Annotated in this window: 15 protein-coding genes; 7 read left to right on the top strand and 8 right to left on the bottom strand. The window is 72.4% G+C overall.

What is annotated here, in order from left to right; translation table 11 throughout:
- Positions 1–31 precede the first annotated feature (31 nt).
- A complete protein-coding gene (locus ACFYW5_RS31320) occupies positions 32–1,225 on the bottom strand; it encodes a PP2C family serine/threonine-protein phosphatase (protein WP_389420491.1) in 1,194 nt (397 codons plus the stop codon).
- Positions 1,226–1,380: 155 nt separating this feature from the next.
- Between ACFYW5_RS31320 and ACFYW5_RS31315 the strand changes: the two genes are divergently transcribed.
- Positions 1,381–1,863: a DUF456 domain-containing protein gene (locus ACFYW5_RS31315; RefSeq protein ID WP_389420490.1), complete on the top strand. Its 483-nt coding sequence runs from the start codon at positions 1,381–1,383 to the stop codon at positions 1,861–1,863.
- 2 nt (positions 1,864–1,865) lie between these two features.
- Here ACFYW5_RS31315 and ACFYW5_RS31310 read toward each other — a convergent pair whose 3' ends face one another.
- From ACFYW5_RS31310 to ACFYW5_RS31290, 5 genes are all read right to left on the bottom strand, one after another.
- Entirely contained in the window at positions 1,866–2,390 is a 525-nt protein-coding gene (locus ACFYW5_RS31310) for a methylated-DNA--[protein]-cysteine S-methyltransferase (RefSeq protein WP_389420489.1), read from the bottom strand.
- Positions 2,387–3,784 (bottom strand): DNA-3-methyladenine glycosylase 2 family protein, encoded by a 1,398-nt coding sequence (locus tag ACFYW5_RS31305; protein ID WP_389420598.1) that lies wholly within the window; start codon positions 3,782–3,784, stop codon positions 2,387–2,389. The genes ACFYW5_RS31310 and ACFYW5_RS31305 overlap by 4 nt, the downstream gene beginning before the upstream one ends.
- A 69-nt stretch (positions 3,785–3,853) precedes the next feature.
- On the bottom strand, positions 3,854–4,945 hold the full coding sequence (gene rsgA / locus ACFYW5_RS31300) for a ribosome small subunit-dependent GTPase A (RefSeq protein WP_389420488.1): 1,092 nt from the start codon (positions 4,943–4,945) through the stop codon (positions 3,854–3,856).
- Positions 4,946–5,182: 237 nt separating this feature from the next.
- Positions 5,183–6,682, bottom strand: coding sequence for a cellulose binding domain-containing protein (locus tag ACFYW5_RS31295; RefSeq protein ID WP_389420487.1), 1,500 nt, complete (start codon positions 6,680–6,682; stop codon positions 5,183–5,185).
- 139 nt (positions 6,683–6,821) lie between these two features.
- Positions 6,822–8,141: a radical SAM protein gene (locus ACFYW5_RS31290; RefSeq protein WP_389420486.1), complete on the bottom strand. Its 1,320-nt coding sequence runs from the start codon at positions 8,139–8,141 to the stop codon at positions 6,822–6,824.
- A 176-nt stretch (positions 8,142–8,317) separates the two neighbouring features.
- Here ACFYW5_RS31290 and ACFYW5_RS31285 point away from each other — a divergent pair, with 176 nt between their 5' ends.
- The 6 genes from ACFYW5_RS31285 (at position 8,318) to ACFYW5_RS31260 (ending at position 16,937) form a co-directional block, all read left to right on the top strand.
- Positions 8,318–9,568, top strand: a complete 1,251-nt coding sequence (locus ACFYW5_RS31285) for an FAD-binding protein (RefSeq protein ID WP_389420485.1) — start codon at positions 8,318–8,320, stop codon at positions 9,566–9,568.
- Positions 9,569–9,660: 92 nt separating this feature from the next.
- Positions 9,661–10,890, top strand: a complete 1,230-nt coding sequence (locus tag ACFYW5_RS31280) for an ROK family transcriptional regulator (protein ID WP_389420484.1) — start codon at positions 9,661–9,663, stop codon at positions 10,888–10,890.
- 137 nt (positions 10,891–11,027) lie between these two features.
- Positions 11,028–12,293: an ABC transporter substrate-binding protein gene (locus ACFYW5_RS31275; protein ID WP_389420483.1), complete on the top strand. Its 1,266-nt coding sequence runs from the start codon at positions 11,028–11,030 to the stop codon at positions 12,291–12,293.
- Positions 12,294–12,315: 22 nt separating this feature from the next.
- Positions 12,316–13,227: a carbohydrate ABC transporter permease gene (locus tag ACFYW5_RS31270; RefSeq protein ID WP_389420482.1), complete on the top strand. Its 912-nt coding sequence runs from the start codon at positions 12,316–12,318 to the stop codon at positions 13,225–13,227.
- Positions 13,224–14,066, top strand: a complete 843-nt coding sequence (locus ACFYW5_RS31265) for a carbohydrate ABC transporter permease (protein ID WP_389420481.1) — start codon at positions 13,224–13,226, stop codon at positions 14,064–14,066. The genes ACFYW5_RS31270 and ACFYW5_RS31265 overlap by 4 nt, the downstream gene beginning before the upstream one ends.
- Before the next feature lie 12 nt (positions 14,067–14,078).
- Positions 14,079–16,937 (top strand): glycoside hydrolase family 2 TIM barrel-domain containing protein, encoded by a 2,859-nt coding sequence (locus tag ACFYW5_RS31260; protein ID WP_389420480.1) that lies wholly within the window; start codon positions 14,079–14,081, stop codon positions 16,935–16,937.
- Positions 16,938–16,952: 15 nt separating this feature from the next.
- On the opposite strand, the gene ACFYW5_RS31255 is transcribed toward ACFYW5_RS31260, so the two are convergent.
- Positions 16,953–17,468 (bottom strand): hypothetical protein, encoded by a 516-nt coding sequence (locus tag ACFYW5_RS31255; protein WP_389420479.1) that lies wholly within the window; start codon positions 17,466–17,468, stop codon positions 16,953–16,955.
- Positions 17,465–19,174: a PHP domain-containing protein gene (locus ACFYW5_RS31250; protein WP_389420478.1), complete on the bottom strand. Its 1,710-nt coding sequence runs from the start codon at positions 19,172–19,174 to the stop codon at positions 17,465–17,467. Before ACFYW5_RS31250 ends, ACFYW5_RS31255 begins: the two co-directional genes overlap by 4 nt.
- Between the last annotated feature and the right edge of the window lie 326 nt (positions 19,175–19,500).

The following is a 19,500-nucleotide window of genomic DNA, read 5'->3' as shown; positions in this document are numbered from 1 at the left end:
TTGGAGGCACAGGGGCGCGTGGTTCGCTCGGTCAGTTCTCCCAGACGGCGGCGGCGGTACGGTCGTCGGCGTAGCCCTTGACGCGGACCTGGGTGTCGGCGAGGAACGCGGCGAGCCCCGGCGGGGTGGGGGCGGACCACCGGTCGGTCAGATGACGGACGAGGTCCGCCTCGCCGCGCAGGGGTTCGGCGAGGCCACCGGTGCACATCAGGAGCGTGTCGCCCGGACGGGCGACCGAGGCCCGGAAACGGAACGGCTCGCGGGGTGGTTCCGGGGCGGGCTCGTAGGGGCTCGGGGGCTTGGGGATGCCCAGGTCCATGGTGAGCCGGTCGCCCTCGGGGGTCTCGGACGGCGGCGAGCCGAAGCCGACCACGGGCTCGCCCACGACGTCCGTGACCCGCGGCTCGATGTCCTGCCACTCGCCGTCCCGCAGCCGGAACAGCCCTCCGGCGCCGACGCCGAAGAAGACGCGGGTACGGCACTCGGGGTCGGCGGGGAGCAGCAGGCAGCGCAGGGTGGCGGCGTACTCCTCCGGGTCCACGCCCAGTTCGGCCGCGCTGGCGCGGAGCTTGCCGAGGCTGCGGGCGGTCAGCCGGTGCAGTCCGGACTTCAGGTCGCCGCGGCGGGCGGCGCGGATGTCCTCGGCGAGGCGGGCGTGGCTGCGGCCGACGGCCCTGCCGATCCAGTGGCAGGCCTCGGCGGCGGCGCGGTGGGCGCCGGGGGTGGCCCGGGCGCCGGTGGCCATGGCGACCAGGACGAGCGCGGTGTCGCCGGTGCCGAAGCGGGCGGTGAGGAGGGAGTCGCGGCGCGGTTCGCCGCGGTAGCGGGCGGAGTCGCCGCGGACGGAGGCGGCGCGCAGGGTGCAGGTGCCGTACTGGGCGCCGTCGAGGACGGTGTCGGCGACCAGGTCGTCCAGGTCGTCGGGGTCCGCGGGCGGGAGGGCGGTGGGTTCGGGCTCGTAGGTGGGCGGGCCGGAGCCCACGTACGCGACGGTCGGAGGGGCCGGGTCGGCGGTGACCGGGGGTGCCGTCACCATCACCGTCGGCGGTGGCTGCGGCGGTTCGGAGGGGGCCCGTTGCTTGTTCACCGTGGTCGAAGCCGAGGCGAACCGGTCGTCCAGGGAATCCGGGGCGGCCGCGGGACCCGTGTCCTCGGTCCTGTCGTCGTACAGCTCCATCCACCAGTCGTCGTCCCGACCGGTGGGCCTTCCCCCCTGCTGGCTCATGCCCCTAATTGTCCACCGCCGGGGCCGGATGAAAACGGGGCATCCCGAAAATCGGGTGAAGCACAGAACGCGGGTGCGACCTCCGCGCGCCCGGGCGGCGACCGGTCCGCAAGCGCTGACCTGCGGGTCCGCCCGGGCTCCTGCACTCTGGTCAGATGGGAGTGGCGGACACCCTGCTGGTCGGCATGGTCATCCTGCTCGGCCTGTGCGGAGTGCTGGCGCCCGGCGTACCGGGGTCGTGGCTGGTATGGGCCGCGATCATGTGGTGGGCGCTGCAGGACCCGCGGCCGGTGGCGTGGTGGCTGCTGGTCGGGACGACCATCGCCCTGTTCCTGTCCCAGGTGGTGCGCTGGGCCCTGCCGCCCCGGCGGCTGCGGGCGAGCGGCGCCACCCGCCGGATGGGCGTGTGGGCCGGGGCGGGCGCGTTGCTCGGGTTCTTCCTGATCCCCGTGGTCGGCGCGATCCCCGGCTTCATGGCCGGTATCTACCTGGAGGAACGCCGGCGCCTGGGCCGGCACGCGGAGGCCCGGGCGGCCCTGCGCACGGCGATGCGGTCGGGGGGCTCCAGCGTGCTGGCGGAGCTGTTCACCTGTCTGCTGATCGCGGGGGCGTGGCTGGGCGTGGTGATCTGGGGGTGAACTCAGCGCGCCGAGGGCTCCGGTCCGGTGGTGCCTGCCACCGCGAGTGCCCCTTCCAGGGTCAGCAGTGCCGTCTTGCGGTCCAGGCCGCCCGCGTACCCGGTCAGGGTGCCGTTGGCGCCGATCACCCGGTGGCAGGGGCGGAGGATCAGCAGCGGGTTGGCGCCGATCGCGCCGCCGACGGCCCGGACGGCCGCCCGGGGAGCGCCGATCCGCGCGGCGATCTCGCCGTACGTGGTGGTCCCGCCGTAGGGCACGCTGTCCAGGGCCTCCCACACCCTCGCGCGGAACGCGGTGCCCTCGGCGCGCAGCGGCAGCCGGAACTCCTTCAGCTCCCCCGCGAAGTAGGCGGTGAGCTGCTCCTGGGCGTCCCGGAAGGCGTCCGGCTCGTGCCGCCAGCCCTCCTGGACGCTCCGGCCGCCCTTCTGGCCGGGCACGGACAGTGAGGTGAGAGCACCGCTCACGGGGTCGGCGGTGACCAGCAGGGGGCCCACGGGGCTGTCCAGGTTCGTCCACAAGGTGGTCATCGGGCTTGCTCCAACTCCCCTGCTGCGCGCAGGTGTTGCCAGGCGTACGAGCGCCAGGGGCGCCAGCTGTCGGGGACGTCGGCGCCGGGCGGCGCGACGTCCGGGTCACCGAGGGCGCGGGTGCGCACCACGGCGACGGTACGGGCATCGAGGCCGGGCAGGGCGAGCAGCGCCCGCTCGGCGTCGTCCCGGTCGGCGCCCGCGTCCAGGCGTACGGCGCCGTCGGCGAGGGCGGCCGTGAGCGCGCCCAGGGGGCCGTGCGGCTCCGCCCCGGCGAGGACGGCCGGTTCCGGGAAGAGGTGGGTGAGGCTGCCGCAGGGCGCGTCCAGCGCCTTGCCGTACGCGTGCACCAGCCGCTCGGCAGCGGCGGTCCCCACCAGCGCCCGTACAGCGAGTTCCTCGGGGTCGGCGGCCCCGGGCGAGCGCAGGCCCGGGCGGGCGGCGATCAGGGGGGCGAGCCGGGCGTCGGCGCCGAGCCGCTCGTCCACGGCGTAGGGGTCGGCGTCGAGGTCGAACAGGCGGCGCAGTCGCTGGACGGCGGTGGTGAGGTCGCGGGGGTCGGTGAGGTGGAGCCGGGCGTCGAGCCAGCCGCCGGGGTGGGTCCCGGTGCCGGGTGCGCTGCCGCCGGGCCGCTCGTCGACGGCGACGATGCCCGTGCCGTGCGGCAGCCGCAGGGTACGGCGGTAGGTGCGCCGGCCGGGGGTGCCGCTCACCTCCTCCACGCCGGGCACGGCCTCGGCCTGGAGCAGGTCGAAGACGGCGCCGGACCGGTAGGGGCCGCGGTGGGCGAGCCGGAGCGGGATTCCGGCGGTCGGGGTGCCGCCGCGCCGGGCGGACCGGGCGGCCTCGGCGCGCAGGGCACTCGGGGTCCGGGCGTAGACCGCCCGCATGGTGTCGTTGAACTGCCGCACACTGGCGAATCCGGCGGCGAAGGCGATCTCGGTGATCGGCAGATCGGTGGTCTGGCACAGGACGCGCGCGGTGTGCGCCCGCTGGGCGCGGGCCAGCGCGACCGGGCCCGCGCCGAGCTCGCCGGTCAGCTGGCGCTGCACCTGCCGGGGGCTGTAGCCGAGCCGGCCGGCGAGCCCGGCGACGCCCTCCCGGTCGACGACGCCGTCGCCGATCAGCCGCATGGCCCGGCCGACGACGTCCGCGCGGACGTTCCACTCGGCCGAGCCGGGCGCCGCGTCCGGCCGGCACCGCCGACAGGCCCGGAAACCCGCGCCCTGCGCGGCGGCGGCGGTCGCGAAGAAGCGGACGTTGCGGCGCTTGGGGGTGACGGCGGGGCAGCTGGGCCGGCAGTAGATGCCGGTGGTCTCGACGGCGAAGAAGAACTCGCCGTCGAACCGGGCGTCCCGGCTGCACACGGCCTCGTACCTGGTGTCTTCGTCCATCACGCGTCCCAGTCTCCGGCAGTCACCGGGACAGGGCCAGCGGGATTCGGACGTGACGGTCGGTGCGGCCTAACGCCAGCCGTTGCGCTTGGCCTGCATCGCCGCGCGCCCCTCCGCCCCCCTTCGCTTCCAGTCGCGCCGGATCTCGGCCCGCAGCCGGGCGTCGGTCTTGGCGACGATCCGCTGGTTCTCCCGCATCAGCTTCCGGTAGCTGTCGAGCCGCCGCACGGCCAGCTCCCCGGAGTCGATGGCGGCGAGGACGGCGCATCCCGGCTCCGCCTCGTGCGCGCAGTCGTGGAAGCGGCAGCGCGCGGCGAGCTCCTCGATCTCCGCGAAGACCTGCCCGACGCCGGTCCCCGCGTCGAACAGCCCGACCCCCCGCAGACCGGGGGTGTCGATCAGGACGCCCCCGCCGGGCAGCGCCAGCAGATTGCGGGTGGTCGTGGTGTGCCGCCCCTTGCCGTCGATGTCCCGGGTGGCCCGGACGTCCATGACCTCCGCCCCGAGCAGCGCGTTGGCGAGGGTGGACTTGCCCGCGCCGGACTGCCCGAGCAGTACGGACGTACCGCCTCCGACGACGGCGGCGAGGACCTCGAGCCCTTCGTCGAGATGGGCGCTGACGGTCAGCACCGGTACACCCGGCGCCGTCGTCTCGACGTCCTGCACGAGATGCGCGAGCGTCACCGGGTCCGGCACGAGGTCCGCCTTGGTGAGCACGACCACGGGCTGGGCGCCCGATTCCCAGGCGAGCGCCAGGAACCGCTCGATCCGGCCGAGGTCGAGTTCGACGGCCAGCGACACGGCGATGACGGCGTGGTCGACGTTGGCCGCGAGGATCTGCCCCTCGGACCGCTGGGAGGAGGTGGAGCGCACGAAGGCGGTACGGCGCGGCAGATACGTCCGTACGTAGCGCGGGTTGCCGCCGGGTTCGACGGCGACCCAGTCACCGGTGCACACCACGCGCATCGGGTCGTTGGGGGTGACGAAGGCGGTGTCGGCGCGGAGCATCCCGTCGGCGGTGACGACGTCGCACTGCCCGCGGTCGACGCGCACGACGCGCCCGGCGAGCAGGCCTTCGGCGTCGTAGGGGGCGAACTCGTCCGCCCAGGCGTCGTCCCAGCCGTAGGGGAGGAGCGAGGTGAAAGCGGAGCTGGAAGTCAAGGGTGACCCTTCACAAGGGCGGCCCCGGCGCGCGTCGCTGGACGCGAGGGAGAGTGGGTTTCAGCCGGTGGCCACGGAGGTGGACTTGATGGATTCCTGGATGCGGGCAGCGCCCATCGCAAAGACAGCCATCGGTCGACACCTCCTCGTCCACTCTCGTCGGTTCACACGCGATCGGTGTGATGCGCCGTCACTGTAGCCCGGCCCCGCGGCCGGGCGTCAACGTATTTTTTCCGCTCAGGTCGTGCCGCACTCCCGGCCGTTCAGCGCGAAGTCGTGCGCCGGGGAGTTCTTGCCCTGCCAGGAGGCGGTGAAGCCGAAGGTGAGCGTGCCGTCGGCGGGGACCGCCTTGTTGTAGGCGGTGGCGGTGGCGGTGACCCGGGAGGCGTTCTGGGTGAAGTCCGCGTCCCACATGTGGCCGACGCGCTGGCCCTCGCGGAAGGACCAGGCCACCCGCCAGGTGTCCAGGGGCTGCTCGGTGGTGACGGTGACGGTGGCCTGGAAGCCGTCGGGCCACTGGTTGACCAGGTGGTAGCGGACCCGGCAGGTCTCCGGGGCGCTGGGGGCGGCTGCGGAGGTGGTGATGGTGGCGGTGCCCTGGGGTCCGGGGTCGGGGTCCTCGCGCTCCGGGGTGCGCTCGGGGGTGCGCTCGCCGGGACCGGCGGAAGGCCGTGCGGACGGGCTCGCGGCAGTGTCCTCGGCCGAGGGCTCGAAGGACGGGCCGGACTGGCCGGCCACCGGCTGACGGCCAAAGTCGCCGGCCGCCGTGTCGCCGCCGGAGCCGGAGCCCGAGCCGGAGCCGCCGAACGGCATCAGCGACACGGCGAGCGCCAGCAGCGACACCAGGACGGCCGCGGCGAGCAGACCGCCGCGTACCGTCTTCGCCTTCCGCGCCGCGGGATCGGCGTCCACGCCGTCGGCGACCGCCGGGCCGGGGCGTCCGGCGCCGAGCCGGACCTCGGCGGCGCGCCGGCGGCGCTCCAGGTAGGCGAGGCCGCCCCAGCCGATGACCCCGCCGGCGAGGGCGGCGGGCAGACCGACGCCGTGCAGCCGCAGACAGGCGGCGGCCTCGGCGCAGTCCACGCAGCGGGCGAGGTGCTGGGAGAGGTCGGCCGGCACCTCGGTGACGGGTGAGCGGGTGACCGCGTCGAGCAGCCGGACATAGCCGCGGCACTCGGGGGCCTGCGGCGCGTCGAGGAGGTTGCGGTGGCAGCGGTCCCGGAACAGGCCCCGCACCTGGACGAGTTCCTCGGAGACGGTGGCCGGGTCGAGGCCGAGCCGGCGGGCCACGACGGACAGCGGCAGCGCCTCCACCTCGGCCAGCCACAGCAGTTCGGCGTCGGGCTGCTGCATGTCCCGCAGTCCGCGCAGCGCGAGCGGGCGCCCCTGCGGCGGTCCGGCGTACCGGGCGGCCTTGCCGGAGTTGAGCCACAGCCGCAGATCGGGGTCGAGACGGCTGCCCCGGCCGCTGACCTCCCAGTCGGCGGCGGCGGTGCGTACGGCGGTCAGCAGCAGGGGTATCCGGGGCAGCCGCGGGGAGCGGCGGCCGGCGTACCGGGTGCCGTGCGACGCGGCGGCACGGACCTCGCGCATGCCGGCCGAGAACGCCTCCCTGGCCAGGTCGGTGGCCGCGGTGGAGCCGGCCGTGCACAGGTCGGCGTACGAAAGCACGGCGTCCCAGCACTCGGAGAACAGCGCGGCCTCGGCGGCGTCCTGAGGGCTCGGCAGGTCGGGCATGGGTCTCCTGCATCCACAAGCGAAGTCAACTCACCATAGGGGCAATGGAGTTGGGGGAAACCTCGCGGCAGAGGACGAGCCTTTCACGTCGTCGACACACCTGACAAGCGCGCTCTTCACCTCTCACGGGCCACTGCCGTCACGCCGTGGCCGACTGCTCCTCGGGCAGGCTGTCCATGAAGGAACTGACCGAGAACACCGCGCGGCCGGGTCCGGGCGGGCCGTAGCCGGGGGGCGAGGAGAGCCCGAAGTCCTCCATCGTCCGACGATAGGCCTGGAGCAGCCGGATGTGGTACTCCAGGGGCGCGCCCTGCGGGTTGGCCTTGCCGAGCGGGGTGGTGGGCTCCGGGCACCAGGTGGTGAAGCGGGGCGTGATGCCGTGCGACATGAAGAAGCGCAGGCCCTCGGTGGTGGACTCGATCGCCTCGTCGACCGTGGTGAAGCCGAAGGGCTCCGCCATCTCCACGCCTGCCACGAAGTTGGGGATCACATTGCGGGCGCCGAAGATTTCCGCCGAGTCCAGGATCCGCCTGTGCCACTCGTCGCGGCCGACGTAGCGCTCCTTGCCGGGGCAGTACAGCTCGAACAGGCGGCGGTCCCACACCTCGTAGTTGGGGTGGTAGATCTGCACGCCGTAGTCCTTGAAGCGCTGCACGTCGTCACGGGGCAGCGCCTGGGCGACGACCTTGCCGATCCACCGGCCCGGGAAGCGCTCCTCGATGGCCTTGGCGTAGTGGCCGTAGAAGTCGGCCTCGTCGCGCCCGGCGACGGTCCTGGTGATCGCGCCGCCGGTGAGGGTGTAGGCGGTGGACACCTTGGCGGTGTCGTACCGGTCGATGATCTCCAGGGCTTCGAGGACCTCCTCGACGTCCTTGACCCCGGTGTACGGCCGCCCCGCCGCCTTGTGCTGGCGCCAGTTGTGGTTGATGTCGCAGTACTGGCACTCCTCCTTGGCGCCGAAGTACTGGCAGACGCGGAAGACGGTGAGGTAGATCAGGTAGCCCCACTGGATGGTCGGGGCGACCTCCATGACCGACTTCCCGCTGGCGAGGGTGTGCCGGTAGTACTCGGGCATCGGCGGGACCCCGACGTCCGAGATCCGCCTGCCGTCCAGGTAGAGGCCGAGCACGCCGTCCTCGTCGGCGGCCACCCGGTAGGGCGAGGCCGGGTTCACCCGCACGGAGACCACGGTCCGGCGCAGGTCGTAGGGACCGCCGGTGAGGATGATCTCCTCCGGCGGCCGCCGCAGCGCGGCCTCGCCGAGCTCCGGCAGGGTGCCGTGGTCGAAGGAGAAGATGAAGTACGACTTCGGCTTGACCTCGCCGGACTCGTTGTCGCTCAGCGCGGACGGGTCGAAGGCGACACCGCCGCGGAGCAGGTCCTCCTTGAAGACGGCCTCCCGCGGTACGTGCGGAAAGCGCTCCATCAGATCCTCGACCAGCGCGGTACGGCTGCCCATCCCGTGTCTCCTCCCGGCTCAGGCGTTCGACTCCTCACGGTATGCCCCTGCCTGCGCGTGATCCGTGCCGGGTCCCCTCGTGCCGCGGATCCGTCCGGTATGCACCACTGTGCCCCAGGGCCCGGACGGGCGGATGAGAGGCTCGGCGCACACGCACTCTCCGGGAGGGACGACGGATGACGGAGACGGTCACCAACTGGGCCGGCAATATCACCTACGCCGCCAAGGAACTGCACCGCCCGCACTCGCTCGACGCGCTCAGGGCCCTGGTGGCCGGGAGCGCCCGGGTGCGGGTGCTGGGCAGCGGGCACTCCTTCAACGAGATCGCCGAGCCGGGGGCCGGGGGGGTGCTGCTGTCGCTCGCCGGGCTGCCCGCCCCGATCGACGTGGACACCGCCGCCCGGACCGTGCGGGTCGGCGGCGGGGTGCGGTACGCGGAGCTGGCCCGGGTGGTGCACGGACACGGACTGGCGCTGCCGAACATGGCGTCCCTGCCGCACATCTCGGTGGCCGGGTCCGTCGCCACCGGCACCCACGGCTCGGGGGTGGCCAACGGCTCGCTGGCCGCGCCCGTGCGCGAGGTGGAGCTGGTGACGGCGGACGGGTCGACGGTCCGGATCGGGCGGGAGGACGCCCGGTTCGGCGGGGCGGTGACCTCGCTCGGCGCGCTCGGCGTGGTCACCGCGCTCACCCTGGACCTGGACCCCGCTTATGAGGTGGAGCAGCATGTCTTCACCGAACTCCCGCTGGAGCGGCTGGAGTTCGAGACGGTGACCCGGGCGGCGTACAGCGTCAGCCTGTTCACCGACTGGCGGGCGCCGGGCTTTCGGCAGGTGTGGCTGAAGCGGCGCACCGACCAGCCGCTGCCCGCCTTCCCCTGGGCCACGCCCGCGACGGAGAAGATGCACCCGGTGCCGGGCATGCCCGCGGTCAACTGCACCGAGCAGTTCGGCCTCCCGGGTCCCTGGCACGAGCGACTGCCGCACTTCCGGGCGGAGTTCACCCCGAGCAGCGGCGCCGAGCTGCAGTCCGAGTACCTGCTGCCCCGGCCGTACGCCATGGACGCGCTGCGCGCGCTGGACGCGATCCGTACGACCGTGGCGCCGGTGCTGCAGATCTGCGAGGTGCGGACGGTGGCCGCCGACGAGCAGTGGCTGAGTCCGTCGTACGGCCGGGAGACGGTGGCCCTGCACTTCACCTGGATCGCGGACCCGGCGGCGGTGCTGCCGGTGGTGCGGCGGCTGGAGGAGGCGCTGGACGGGCTCGACGCGCGGCCGCACTGGGGGAAGGTGTTCACCACGCCGGCCGGCACCCTGCGCGAGCGGTACCCGCGGCTCGGTGACTTCCGGGAGCTGGCCCGGTCGCTGGACCCGGGCGGCACCTTCACCAACGCCTTCCTGAGCGACTTCCTCCAGCCCCTTTCCTAACCCCTTGTCGAACCTCCCCCGGGGCCCATAGCCTGGCGCCGCGCCGGTGCCGCTGCCGACCGGCCAGAGCGAGAGGGACAGGGGCCGGCCCGGTGAAGCGCACCTCACGAGACATCCGCACCGCGAACCGCTACGAGGTGTTGCGGCAGATCATCGCCGCGTCGCCCACCTCCCGGCAGGAGCTGGCGGCCGCCACCGGGCTGAGCCTCGCCACGGTCGCCACGCTCGTCGGGGAACTGCTCGACCTGCGGATGATCACCGAGGTCGGCTTCGAGGACTCGGCGGGCGGCCGGCCCCGGGGACTGGTCGCGGTCAACCCGTCGGGCGGCGCGCTGATCGGCGTCGACATCGCGGAGACGTACGTCCATGTCGAGCTGTTCGACCTCGCGCTGAACGTCCTGGCCCGCGCCGAGGAGGACGTCCGCCCCGGCGAGAGCCTGCCCGAGCAGGTGGTCGGGCATGTCGCCGCCGCCGTCGGCTCGGTGGTCGCGCAGGCCGGGGTCGAGGGGGCGCGGGTGCTCGGCGTGGGGGTCAGCGTGCCGGGCCAGGTCGACCGGGCCACCGGCGTCTCGGAGTACGCGCCGAACTGGGACTGGCACGAGGTGCCACTGCTGGACCTGCTCACCGAGCACATCGCCTACCCGCTGCACCTGGACAATCCGCTGCGCGCCTCCGCGGTGGCCGAGCTGTGGTTCGGGGCCGCGCGCGGGCGCGGGGACGCCGTGGTGGTCAACCTCGGGACCGGCGTGGGCGCCGGGCTCGTCCTCGGCGGCGCGCTGCACCGGGGGGTCAGCAACAGCGCCGGCGAGTGGGGCCACACCACCATCGTCCTGGACGGACGGCTGTGCCGCTGCGGCAAACACGGCTGCGTGGAGGCGTACGTCGGCGCCTCCGGAATCATGCTGACCCTGCGGGAGCTGAGCCCCGGGAGCACCCTGCTGCACCCGGAGGACCAGACGGCCACCATCGCCGCGCTGGCCCGGGGCGTACGGGCGCAGGACCCGGTGGCGCTCAAGGTGCTCCGCGACACCGTGCGCTACCTGGGCACCGGCATCGCCGACCTGGTCAATGTGTTCAACCCCGAAGTGGTCGTGCTCAGCAGCTGGGTGGCGACCGCCCTCGGCGAACCGCTGGTCGCCGAGGTGCGCGAGGCCGTCGCCCGGCACGCGCTGCCGCGGCCGATGGCCGCCACCGAGATCGTCCTGTCGCCCATCCCCACCGACCCGGTGTGCCTGGGCGCGGCCACGTTCGCGCTGGAAGGGGCCCTCCAGTCCGCCGGACGCAGGCAGCCCAAGAGGACCCGTACCGCCTCACCGTCCTGACGACGGACGGGAGTTGTACGGCATCCCGAACGCCGCACAACTCTTCGCACCGACTTCGTCCAACCCCTTGCCGAAGGATTGGCCGAAGGTTAACGTCCCGCTCCGCAAGCGCAGCCGTCTAGAGACAAGGACGTCAGATGTCGGCAACGAGGAACAGCAACTGGGACCGCCGCACCGTTCTGCGCGCCGCCATGGGCCTGGCCGCCGGCGGCGGCCTCGCGGCGTGCGGCGGCAACAACGGCCGTGGTGGCGGCTCCGGTTCGGGCGCGCGCCTGGTGCAGTACTTCCACGCGTACGGCGAGGCCGGCACCGAACAGGCCATCAAGCGCTACGCCAAGGCGTACCGGGAAGCCGACGTCACCACGCAGTGGATCACCGGCGACAACTTCGAGAGCAAGCTGTTCTCCGCGCTGCTCACCGACAAGGCCCCGGACCTGTTCGAGTTCCATCCGCAGATCCAGCTCGTCAGGAGCGGCCAGGTGGCCGACCTGACCGACATCGTCGGCCCGGTCAAGGACGACTTCAACCAGGCCGACATCGCCTCGCACACGGTCGACGGGAAGATATACGGCGTCCGGATGATCGACGACCCGCAGTTCTTCTACTACCGCAAGTCGCTGCTGGAGAAGGCGGGCGTCGGGGTGCCGCAGACGCTGGAGGAGCTGATCGAGGCCGCCGCGAAGCTGACCACGGACAAGGTCAAGGGCCTCTTCCTCGGCAATGAACTCGACGCGATCATGCGGCCGTTGATCTGGGCAGCCGGCGCCGACACCCTCGACGAGAACAACGAGATCGCCTACCACACCGACGGGGTCAAGGACGGCCTCGTCCAGTTGCGGGGGCTGTTCAAGAGCGGCGATCTCCTGCTCGGCGCCCCGACCGACTTCTGGGACCCCTCCCCGCTCAACCAGGGCCTGACCGCCATCCAGTGGTGCGGGATGTGGGCCATGCCGCAGATGCAGCAGGCGCTCGGCGACGACCTCGGCATCTTCCCCTTCCCGAAGGTCGGCGACGCGGGCAAGCCGTCGGTCTACAACGGCGGCTGGTCGATGTTCGTCAACGCCAAGGGCAAGAACGTCGAGGCGGCCAAGGAGTACGTGAAGTGGCTGTGGATCGACCAGAAGGAGTACCAGGAGGACTGGTCGCTCTCCTACGGCTTCCACATCCCGCCGCGCACCTCGCTCGCCGAGTCCGCCGACAAGCTCAAGTCGGGCCTGCCCGCCGAGGGCGTCAAGCTCTTCAACGAGTACGGCCACTTCGACAACATCGGCTTCACCCAGGCCATGCTCGACGCCGTCGAGGACGTCCTCGCCGACTGCGTACGGCAGGACGGGGACCCCGAGGGGGCTCTGGACAAGGCGGACGGCAAGGTCGACCGCGAGCTGAAGAAGCTCTTCGGATAGCCGCCGGTCAGGTATCCGCGACATGGCGACCATCACGCGACGGCTGCGGGGCAACCCCACCGCCGCCTTCTGGCTCTTCACCGGCCCGTTCCTGATCGGCCTCGGGCTCTTCGTCTACGTCCCGATCGGCTGGAGCCTGTGGCTCTCCTTCTTCGACGCCCGCTTCACCGTCACCCCGAGCGAGTTCATCGGGTTCGACAACTACCGCTACATGCTGTCGAACGACGACTTCACCGGCTCGCTCGTCACCTTCACCGTGTTCGCCGCGTTCATCGTGCCCACCACGTGGGCGTTCTCGCTCGGCCTCGCGCTGATGGTGAACCGGCTGCGGTTCATGCGGGCGTTCTTCCGGTCGGTGTTCTTCCTGCCGACGGCGGTCAGTTACGTCGCCGCCTCGCTGATCTGGAAGATGTCGATCTTCAGCGGGGTCCGGTTCGGCCTCATGAACACCGTGCTCGGCTGGTTCGGCATCGACGACATCGCCTGGCTGGCCAGCCCCGACCCGCCCTGGTACTGGCTGGTCATCCTCACCGTACGGCTCTGGCTGCAGGCCGGCTTCTTCATGATCCTGTTCCTGGCGGCCCTGCAGAACATCCCGCAGGAGCTGTACGAGGCCGCCGCCATCGACGGCGCCAAGCGGGGCCCGCAGACCTTCCGGTACATCACGCTGCCCCAGCTCAGGGCCACCTCGACGGCGGTGATCCTGCTGCTGTTGGTGCAGGCGTACCAGGCGTTCGACGAGTTCTTCAACCTGCTCACCAACTCCACCTGGGGCCGCCCGCCCCTGGTCGAGCTGTACTACATCGCCCTGGGCGAGAACCAGGACTACGGCGCCGGCAGCGCGGGCGCGATGATCCTGACCCTGCTGATCTGCGTCGTCACCCTGCTCCAGGGCAGGTTCCTGGGCTTCGGCAGAAGGGAGGGATCCACGTGAGCAAGGCCAGGCGTGGCGGGGTCCTCGGCTCGGCGGGCCTCTACGCCGCCACCGGCGTCGCCGCCTTCCTCTTCCTCGTCCCCTTCTATCTGATCGTCCGCAACGCCCTGATGACCGACCCGGAGATCACCGGCGAGGACTGGAAGTTCTTCCCCACCGACATCCAGTGGGGCAACATCACCGAGCCCTTCGACGACCCGACCGTCGACTTCGCCCGCGCCCTCGGGAACTCGGCGATCGTCGGCGTCCTGCACACGGTCGGCACCCTGCTGGTGTGCTCGCTCGCCGGCTACGCCCTGGCCCGCATCCCCTACCGGCACGCCGACAAGGTCTTCTACGCCGTGCTGGTGACCTTGATGGTGCCGACCGCGGTGACCTTCGTGCCCAGCTTCGTGCTGGTCTCCTCGCTGGGCTGGGTGGACACCTACCGGGGCCTGATCGTCCCCGGTCTGTTCAGTGGTTTCACCTGCTTCCTGTTCCGGCAGTACTTCCTGGGATTCCCGAAGGAACTGGAGGAGGCGGCGCGCGTGGACGGGCTCGGCTACTGGGGCGCGTACTGGCGTGTCGTGGTGCCGAACTCGCTGAACTTCTTCGCGGCCATGGCCACCATCACCTTCATCAGCGGCTGGAACTCCTTCCTGTGGCCGCTGGTCATCGGCCAGGACCCCAGCGCCTGGACGGTGCAGGTGGCGCTCTCCTCGTACATGACCAACCAGACCGTCAACTTCCATCTGATCTTCATGGCCACCGCCCTTTCCATCCTGCCCCTGGTGTTCGTGTTCCTGTTCCTGCAGCGCTGGCTGGTGCAGGGGATCGCGCAGACCGGCATCAAGGGCTGACCGAGGAGACCGATGACTTTCCGCACCACCGACGTCAGCTATGTCGAGGACGTCTCCCCCGGCCGCGGTGCCCTGCCGCCGCGGGCCTGGTACGCCGCTTCGGACGCGAGATCACTGTCCCTGAACGGCAGTTGGCGCTTCAGGCTGTCGGCCACCGCGGACGCCGAGGACGACTCGTTCGCCGCGCGGGGCTACGACGCCGGGGACTGGGCCGAGGTGTCGGTCCCCGGCCACTGGGTCCTCCAGGGACACGGCGCGCCCCACTACACCAACCACCTCTACCCCTTCCCGGTGGACCCGCCGCACGTCCCGACCGAGAACCCGACCGGCGATCACCTGCGCGTCTTCGACCTGCCCGGCGACTGGCCCGCGGACGGTGACACCACCCTCCGCTTCGACGGCGTCGAGTCCTGCGCCCGGGTCTGGCTGAACGGCACCGAGCTGGGCGAGTTCAAGGGCTCCCGGCTGCCGCACGAGTTCGCGGTCGGGCGGCTGCTGCGGCCGGGCGGCAATGTGCTGGCCGTCCGGGTCCACCAGTGGTCGGCGGGCTCGTACCTGGAGGACCAGGACCAGTGGTGGCTGCCCGGCATCTTCCGTGATGTCACCCTGCTGTACCGCCCGCCGGGCGCCGTGGGCGACTTCGCCGTACACGCCTCCTACGACCATCTCACCGGCGAGGGCACGCTCCGGGTGGACTCCGAGGTCGCCGGGCGGGTGACGGTGCCCGAGCTGGGCGTCGACGCGGCGACCGGCGAGGCGGTGACGGCCGTGGTGGAGCCGTGGACCGCGGAGACACCACGGCTGTACGACGGCGTCCTGGCGACCGGGGGCGAGCGCGTCCCGTTGCGGATCGGCTTCCGCACCGTCGTCCTCCAGGACGGCCTGATCAAGGTCAACGGCCGGGCGGTGCTGTTCAAGGGCGTCAACCGGCACGAGTGGCACCCGGAGAAGGGCCGCGCCCTGGACCCGGGGACCATGCGCGAGGACGTGCTGCTGATGAAGCGGCACAACATCAACGCGGTCCGCACCTCCCACTATCCGCCGCACCCCGCCTTCCTCGACCTCTGCGACGAGCTGGGCCTGTGGGTCGTCGACGAGTGCGATCTGGAGACCCACGGCTTCACCGAGCAGGACTGGCGGGACAACCCCGTCGACGACGACCGGTGGACCCCGGCCCTGCTGGACCGCGTGGCCCGGACGGTCGAGCGGGACAAGAACCACCCGTCGGTCGTGATCTGGTCGCTGGGCAACGAGGCCGGCACCGGACGGGGCCTGACCGCGATGGCCGAGTGGATCCGCGCCCGCGACCCCGGGCGCCTGGTGCACTACGAGGGCGACCGGGACTGCCGGGACACCGATGTGTACTCGCGGATGTACGCCTTCCACGACGAGGTCGAGCGGATCGGGCAGGGGCTCGACGGCGGCACCCGCAAGCGGCGTGAACTGCCCTTCATCCTCTGCGAGTACGGACACGCCATGGGCAACGGACCGGGCGGACTCGCCGAGTACCAGGCGCTGTTCGAGCGGTACGACCGGCTCCAGGGCGGTTTCGTCTGGGAGTGGATCGACCACGGCATCAGGCATCCCGGGTTCGGTTACGCCTACGGCGGCGACTTCGGGGAGGAGCTGCACGACGGCAACTTCGTCTGCGACGGGCTGCTCTTCCCGGACCGGACGCCGTCGCCGGGGCTCGTGGAGTACAAGAAGGTCATCGAGCCGGTCCGGTTCGAGGGCGACGGCGCCGACGGCACCGTACGCGTCGTCAACCGGTACGACTTCGCGGACCTGTCGTCGCTCACGCTGGAGTGGTCGTACCAGGTGGACGGCGAGACGGTTCAGGCCGGTGTGCTGGCGATGCCGCAGCCGGCGCCGGGCGCGTCGGCGGACGTGAAGCTGCCCGAGCCGCCCGCCGGCACCCGGGACGGCGAGGCGCGGTGGACGCTGCGGGCGGTGCTGGCCGAGGACACCGCGTGGGCCCCGCAGGGGCACGAGGTGGCGTGGACCCAACTCCCGGTCACCGGGCGGGTGAGGCCGACGGTGACCGCGAGCAGCCGTCCCGTCCTCGCCGAGGGGCTGATCCGCCTCGGTCCGGCGGTCTTCGACGCCCGCACCGGATCGCTGCTGAGGGTCGGCGCCGTGGAGATGAGCGCGCCCCGCCTCGACGTGTGGCGGGCGACCACGGACAACGACGACGGCGCGGAGTGGCAGACGGGCCTGCGCCACGGACCGCTGTGGCGCACGCTCGGCCTGCACCGGATGCAGCACCGGCGGGACGCGGTGGAGTGGGATTCCGGGGCGCTGACGGTCCGCACCCGGGTGGCCCCCGCCGCCCGGGAGATCGGCCTGCGCACGGTCTACCGCTGGAGCGCGGACGGGGACCGGCTGCGGCTGGCCGTGTCGGTGACCCCGGAGGGCGACTGGACGGTGCCGCTGCCCCGGCTCGGCATCCGCTTCGGGCTCGCCGAGGCGGACCCGGTGAGCTGGTTCGGGGGCGGGCCGGGCGAGGCGTACCCCGACTCCAGGTCGGCGTCGCGGCTCGGCCGCTGGCGGTCCACGGTGGACGCCCTGCAGACGCCGTACGTCCGCCCGCAGGAGAACGGCGCCCGCTCCGACGTCCGCTGGGTGGAACTGGGAGGTCTGCGCATCGAGGGCGACCCCGAGTTCTGGTTCACCGCCCGCCGCTGGACGAGCGAGCAGCTGGACGCGGCCCGCCACCTCACCGACCTGACGCCGGGGAAGGGGGTGTGGGTCAACCTGGACCACGCCCTGCACGGCATCGGCTCCCAGTCCTGCGGGCCGGGCCCGCTGCCGCGGTACGTCCTGCGGGCCCGGCCGGCACAGTTCGGCTTCGTGTTCTCGGAGGCCGGCTGAGCCCCTGGGGCCCCTTCAGTGGTCCGCGCAGCACGGCGTCGGATCCGGTACCTCGAAGGGGACCAGGACTCCGCCCGCCGCGGGCATCGTGGCGAGGACCAGGGTGCCCGCCTGCCACTGCGGGCGGACGTGGTCCCGGGTGACGAGGCGGGTCTCGGGGGGCGGGGGCTCCGCGGTGCCGAGGACCGTCACCGTGTCGATCGCGGAGCGGCCGAGCAGTTCCGCGACCGTCAGCGTGCCGGTGAGCGCGGTGCAGCCGGGGTACGCCACGGCCCGGCCGACCGGGTCCGGCAGTCCGGGCGTCACCGCGTACCCCTGGCCGGTGAGCGCCTCCAGGGCGGTGCGCAGGAGGGGTTCGGTCGGCAGGGCGAAGGACAGGGCGACGCGGGGCCGGTCGTCGCGCACCAGGTGCGTGCAGCCGAACATGTCCTCGGGGAGGGCGAGTTCGGCCGCCAGCTTCAGGAGCAGATGATCGGCCGCGCGCAGGTCCCGCAGCTCCGGGTCGACGGTGACGGCGTACCCCGGGGTCACGACGGCAGGACCCACACCGGGTTGGAGTAGAACCACAGGTCCACCCACGGGTCGGCGTCACCGACGACGTCGATGGCCGGGCCCGCCGGGTCGACCGCGGCGCCCATCGCGCCGACGGCGGACCGGTTGCCGTCGCTGCCGCGCAGCCGGACGTACAGCGGCCGGTCCACCCGGCCGAGCTGGTAGGTCAGCCGCACGGTGCCGGACACCTTGTCCACTTCGTACGACTTGACGACCTTGGCCGTGGGCGCCGTGAGGGTGTCCTTGTCCGCCGCCGCGCCCGTCATGTCGCCCTGGATGACGTCGACGCGCGCCAGCTTCGGCGTGAAGCCCGCCCAGTTGGGGCCGCCGGCCAGGGCGATGTCCACGCTCAGGGTGACCTGGGTGCCCTTCTTCACGTGCAGCGCGCCGCCCAGGGTGGCCCAGCGGCTGCCGCCGGAGACCCGCACGTCGAGCCCGCTGATGAGCTGGCCGTGGTCCACCCAGATCCGTCCGGCGCGGATACCGTCCATGACGGCGGCGTAGGAGAAGCCGTCGGCGCCGACGTGGGTACGGCTGTACTGGCCGGGCCAGTAGTCGCCCTGGGTGACGTCGATCTGGCCGGCGTAGACGGGGTCGTCGTAGCGGCCGTTGGCGGTGAAGTCACCGCCACCGCGCGCGGCGGTGTCGGCGTAGACCTGGTGGGAGTCGGAGTTGGCGGTGATCCACCACGGCTTGCCCTCGGCGAGGAGGCTGTCCCACAGGCCGCCGACGGTCGCGGTCATCCAGTCGAAGCCGCCCCAGGTGCGGTAGCTCTCCGGCGGGTACCCGGCGAAGGAGTTGGCGCCGGGGTTGTTGTCGTAGATGCCGCGGGCGCGGGCCATGCCGAGCGGCGCGGGCAGACCGGCGGCCTGGTGACCGGGGGCACCCTCGAAACCGACGGCGATCTGCCGGTCCGCGCCGGTCGCGTCCCGCCAGCCGCGGATCTCGTGCGGGGAGTCGACACCGCGCCGCGCCGGGTGGTTGGCGAGCATCAGCGCGTCCTTGACCTTGCGCCGCTGCACCTGCTCCGCGAGGAAGTTCAGGCCCGCGATGGCGAGGGCCTCGTTGGCGGGCGTGGAGTCGGAGGCGCCCTTGACGCTGCCGTCGTAGTCGGTCTCGAACTGCTTGAGGACGGAGACCTCGTTCTTGCCCGGGTGGACGAAGACCGTGCCGTGCTCGGCGGCCGGGATGTTCCACTCCAGGCCCTGGAAGACGAGGGTGTCCTCGTAGGCGGACCGGGCCTGCTGGATGTCCGGGTTGACCTTCTCGACGCCGATCCTGGCGTGCGTGGCGCTGCCGTGGTCGGTGATGACGAGCCAGTCCATGCCGTGCTTGGCGCCCTGGCGGACCTGGTCGACGACGCGGTACTTGCCGTCGCTGCTGTACTGGGTGTGGATGTGGTGGTCGCCGGCCAGCCACAGGAAGCCGTTCGTGCGGCGCCCCGCTGGGGCGGCGGCCGCGGCGGGCGTCGCCTGGGAGGCGAGGACGCTGCCGGCGGCCAGGCCCGCGCCGAGCAGGCCGGCGCGGCGCAGCAGCGAGCGGCGCGACTGCTGCTCGGGGGTGAGGGCCTCGTCGGGGACGTCGATGTCGAAGGCGGCGGGCAGCGCCGTGACCTCCGCGTGGTCGTGGTCGTGTCCGTGGTGATGGTGGTGGTGATGGTGGTGGTGATGATGCCCGTGTCCCATGACGCCCTCCCGGTTGCCGCCGACTGTCCGCGGCTGCCTTCCGCGGCGCGACCACGCCGCCTGTGGAGGATCGAGCCGAAACATGAACGTTGAACAAGCACCGCGTTGCCGCCGCATGCCCCGCACACGGCGGATCACCACGCCTTGCACAGTTTTCCCAACGGGCCTTGCACGTCAGGTCAGTTGACGCCGAACCTGAACTGTGTTCAGGTTCCACCGCAGCCGCCCGCTCCCCCCCGTTACCTTCTTCGTGGCTCCGCAATGGGGCCTCCGGCCTTCGGGTCCGGCATGACTTCCCCCCCTTGTTGCGGTTGATGATCCGGGGG

The sequence above is a fragment of the Streptomyces sp. NPDC002779 genome (genome assembly GCF_042888685.1).
Lineage (GTDB): Bacteria > Actinomycetota > Actinomycetes > Streptomycetales > Streptomycetaceae > Streptomyces.
This window is presented reverse-complemented; position numbering and strand designations above follow the sequence as displayed.

Excerpts from the sequence above, each read along its gene's own strand:
- ACFYW5_RS31315 (WP_389420490.1), top strand. The coding sequence starts at position 1,381 with ATGGGAGTGGCGGACACCCTGCTGGTCGGCATGGTCATCCTGCTCGGC.
- ACFYW5_RS31290 (WP_389420486.1), bottom strand. The coding sequence starts at position 8,141 with ATGGGCAGCCGTACCGCGCTGGTCGAGGATCTGATGGAGCGCTTTCCG.
- ACFYW5_RS31250 (WP_389420478.1), bottom strand. The coding sequence starts at position 19,174 with ATGGGACACGGGCATCATCACCACCACCATCACCACCACCATCACCAC.
- ACFYW5_RS31295 (WP_389420487.1), bottom strand. The coding sequence starts at position 6,682 with ATGCCCGACCTGCCGAGCCCTCAGGACGCCGCCGAGGCCGCGCTGTTC.
- ACFYW5_RS31305 (WP_389420598.1), bottom strand. The coding sequence starts at position 3,784 with ATGGACGAAGACACCAGGTACGAGGCCGTGTGCAGCCGGGACGCCCGG.
- ACFYW5_RS31310 (WP_389420489.1), bottom strand. The coding sequence starts at position 2,390 with ATGACCACCTTGTGGACGAACCTGGACAGCCCCGTGGGCCCCCTGCTG.
- ACFYW5_RS31260 (WP_389420480.1), top strand. The coding sequence starts at position 14,079 with ATGACTTTCCGCACCACCGACGTCAGCTATGTCGAGGACGTCTCCCCC.
- ACFYW5_RS31275 (WP_389420483.1), top strand. The coding sequence starts at position 11,028 with ATGTCGGCAACGAGGAACAGCAACTGGGACCGCCGCACCGTTCTGCGC.
- ACFYW5_RS31320 (WP_389420491.1), bottom strand. The coding sequence starts at position 1,225 with ATGAGCCAGCAGGGGGGAAGGCCCACCGGTCGGGACGACGACTGGTGG.
- ACFYW5_RS31270 (WP_389420482.1), top strand. The coding sequence starts at position 12,316 with ATGGCGACCATCACGCGACGGCTGCGGGGCAACCCCACCGCCGCCTTC.
- ACFYW5_RS31285 (WP_389420485.1), top strand. The coding sequence starts at position 8,318 with ATGACGGAGACGGTCACCAACTGGGCCGGCAATATCACCTACGCCGCC.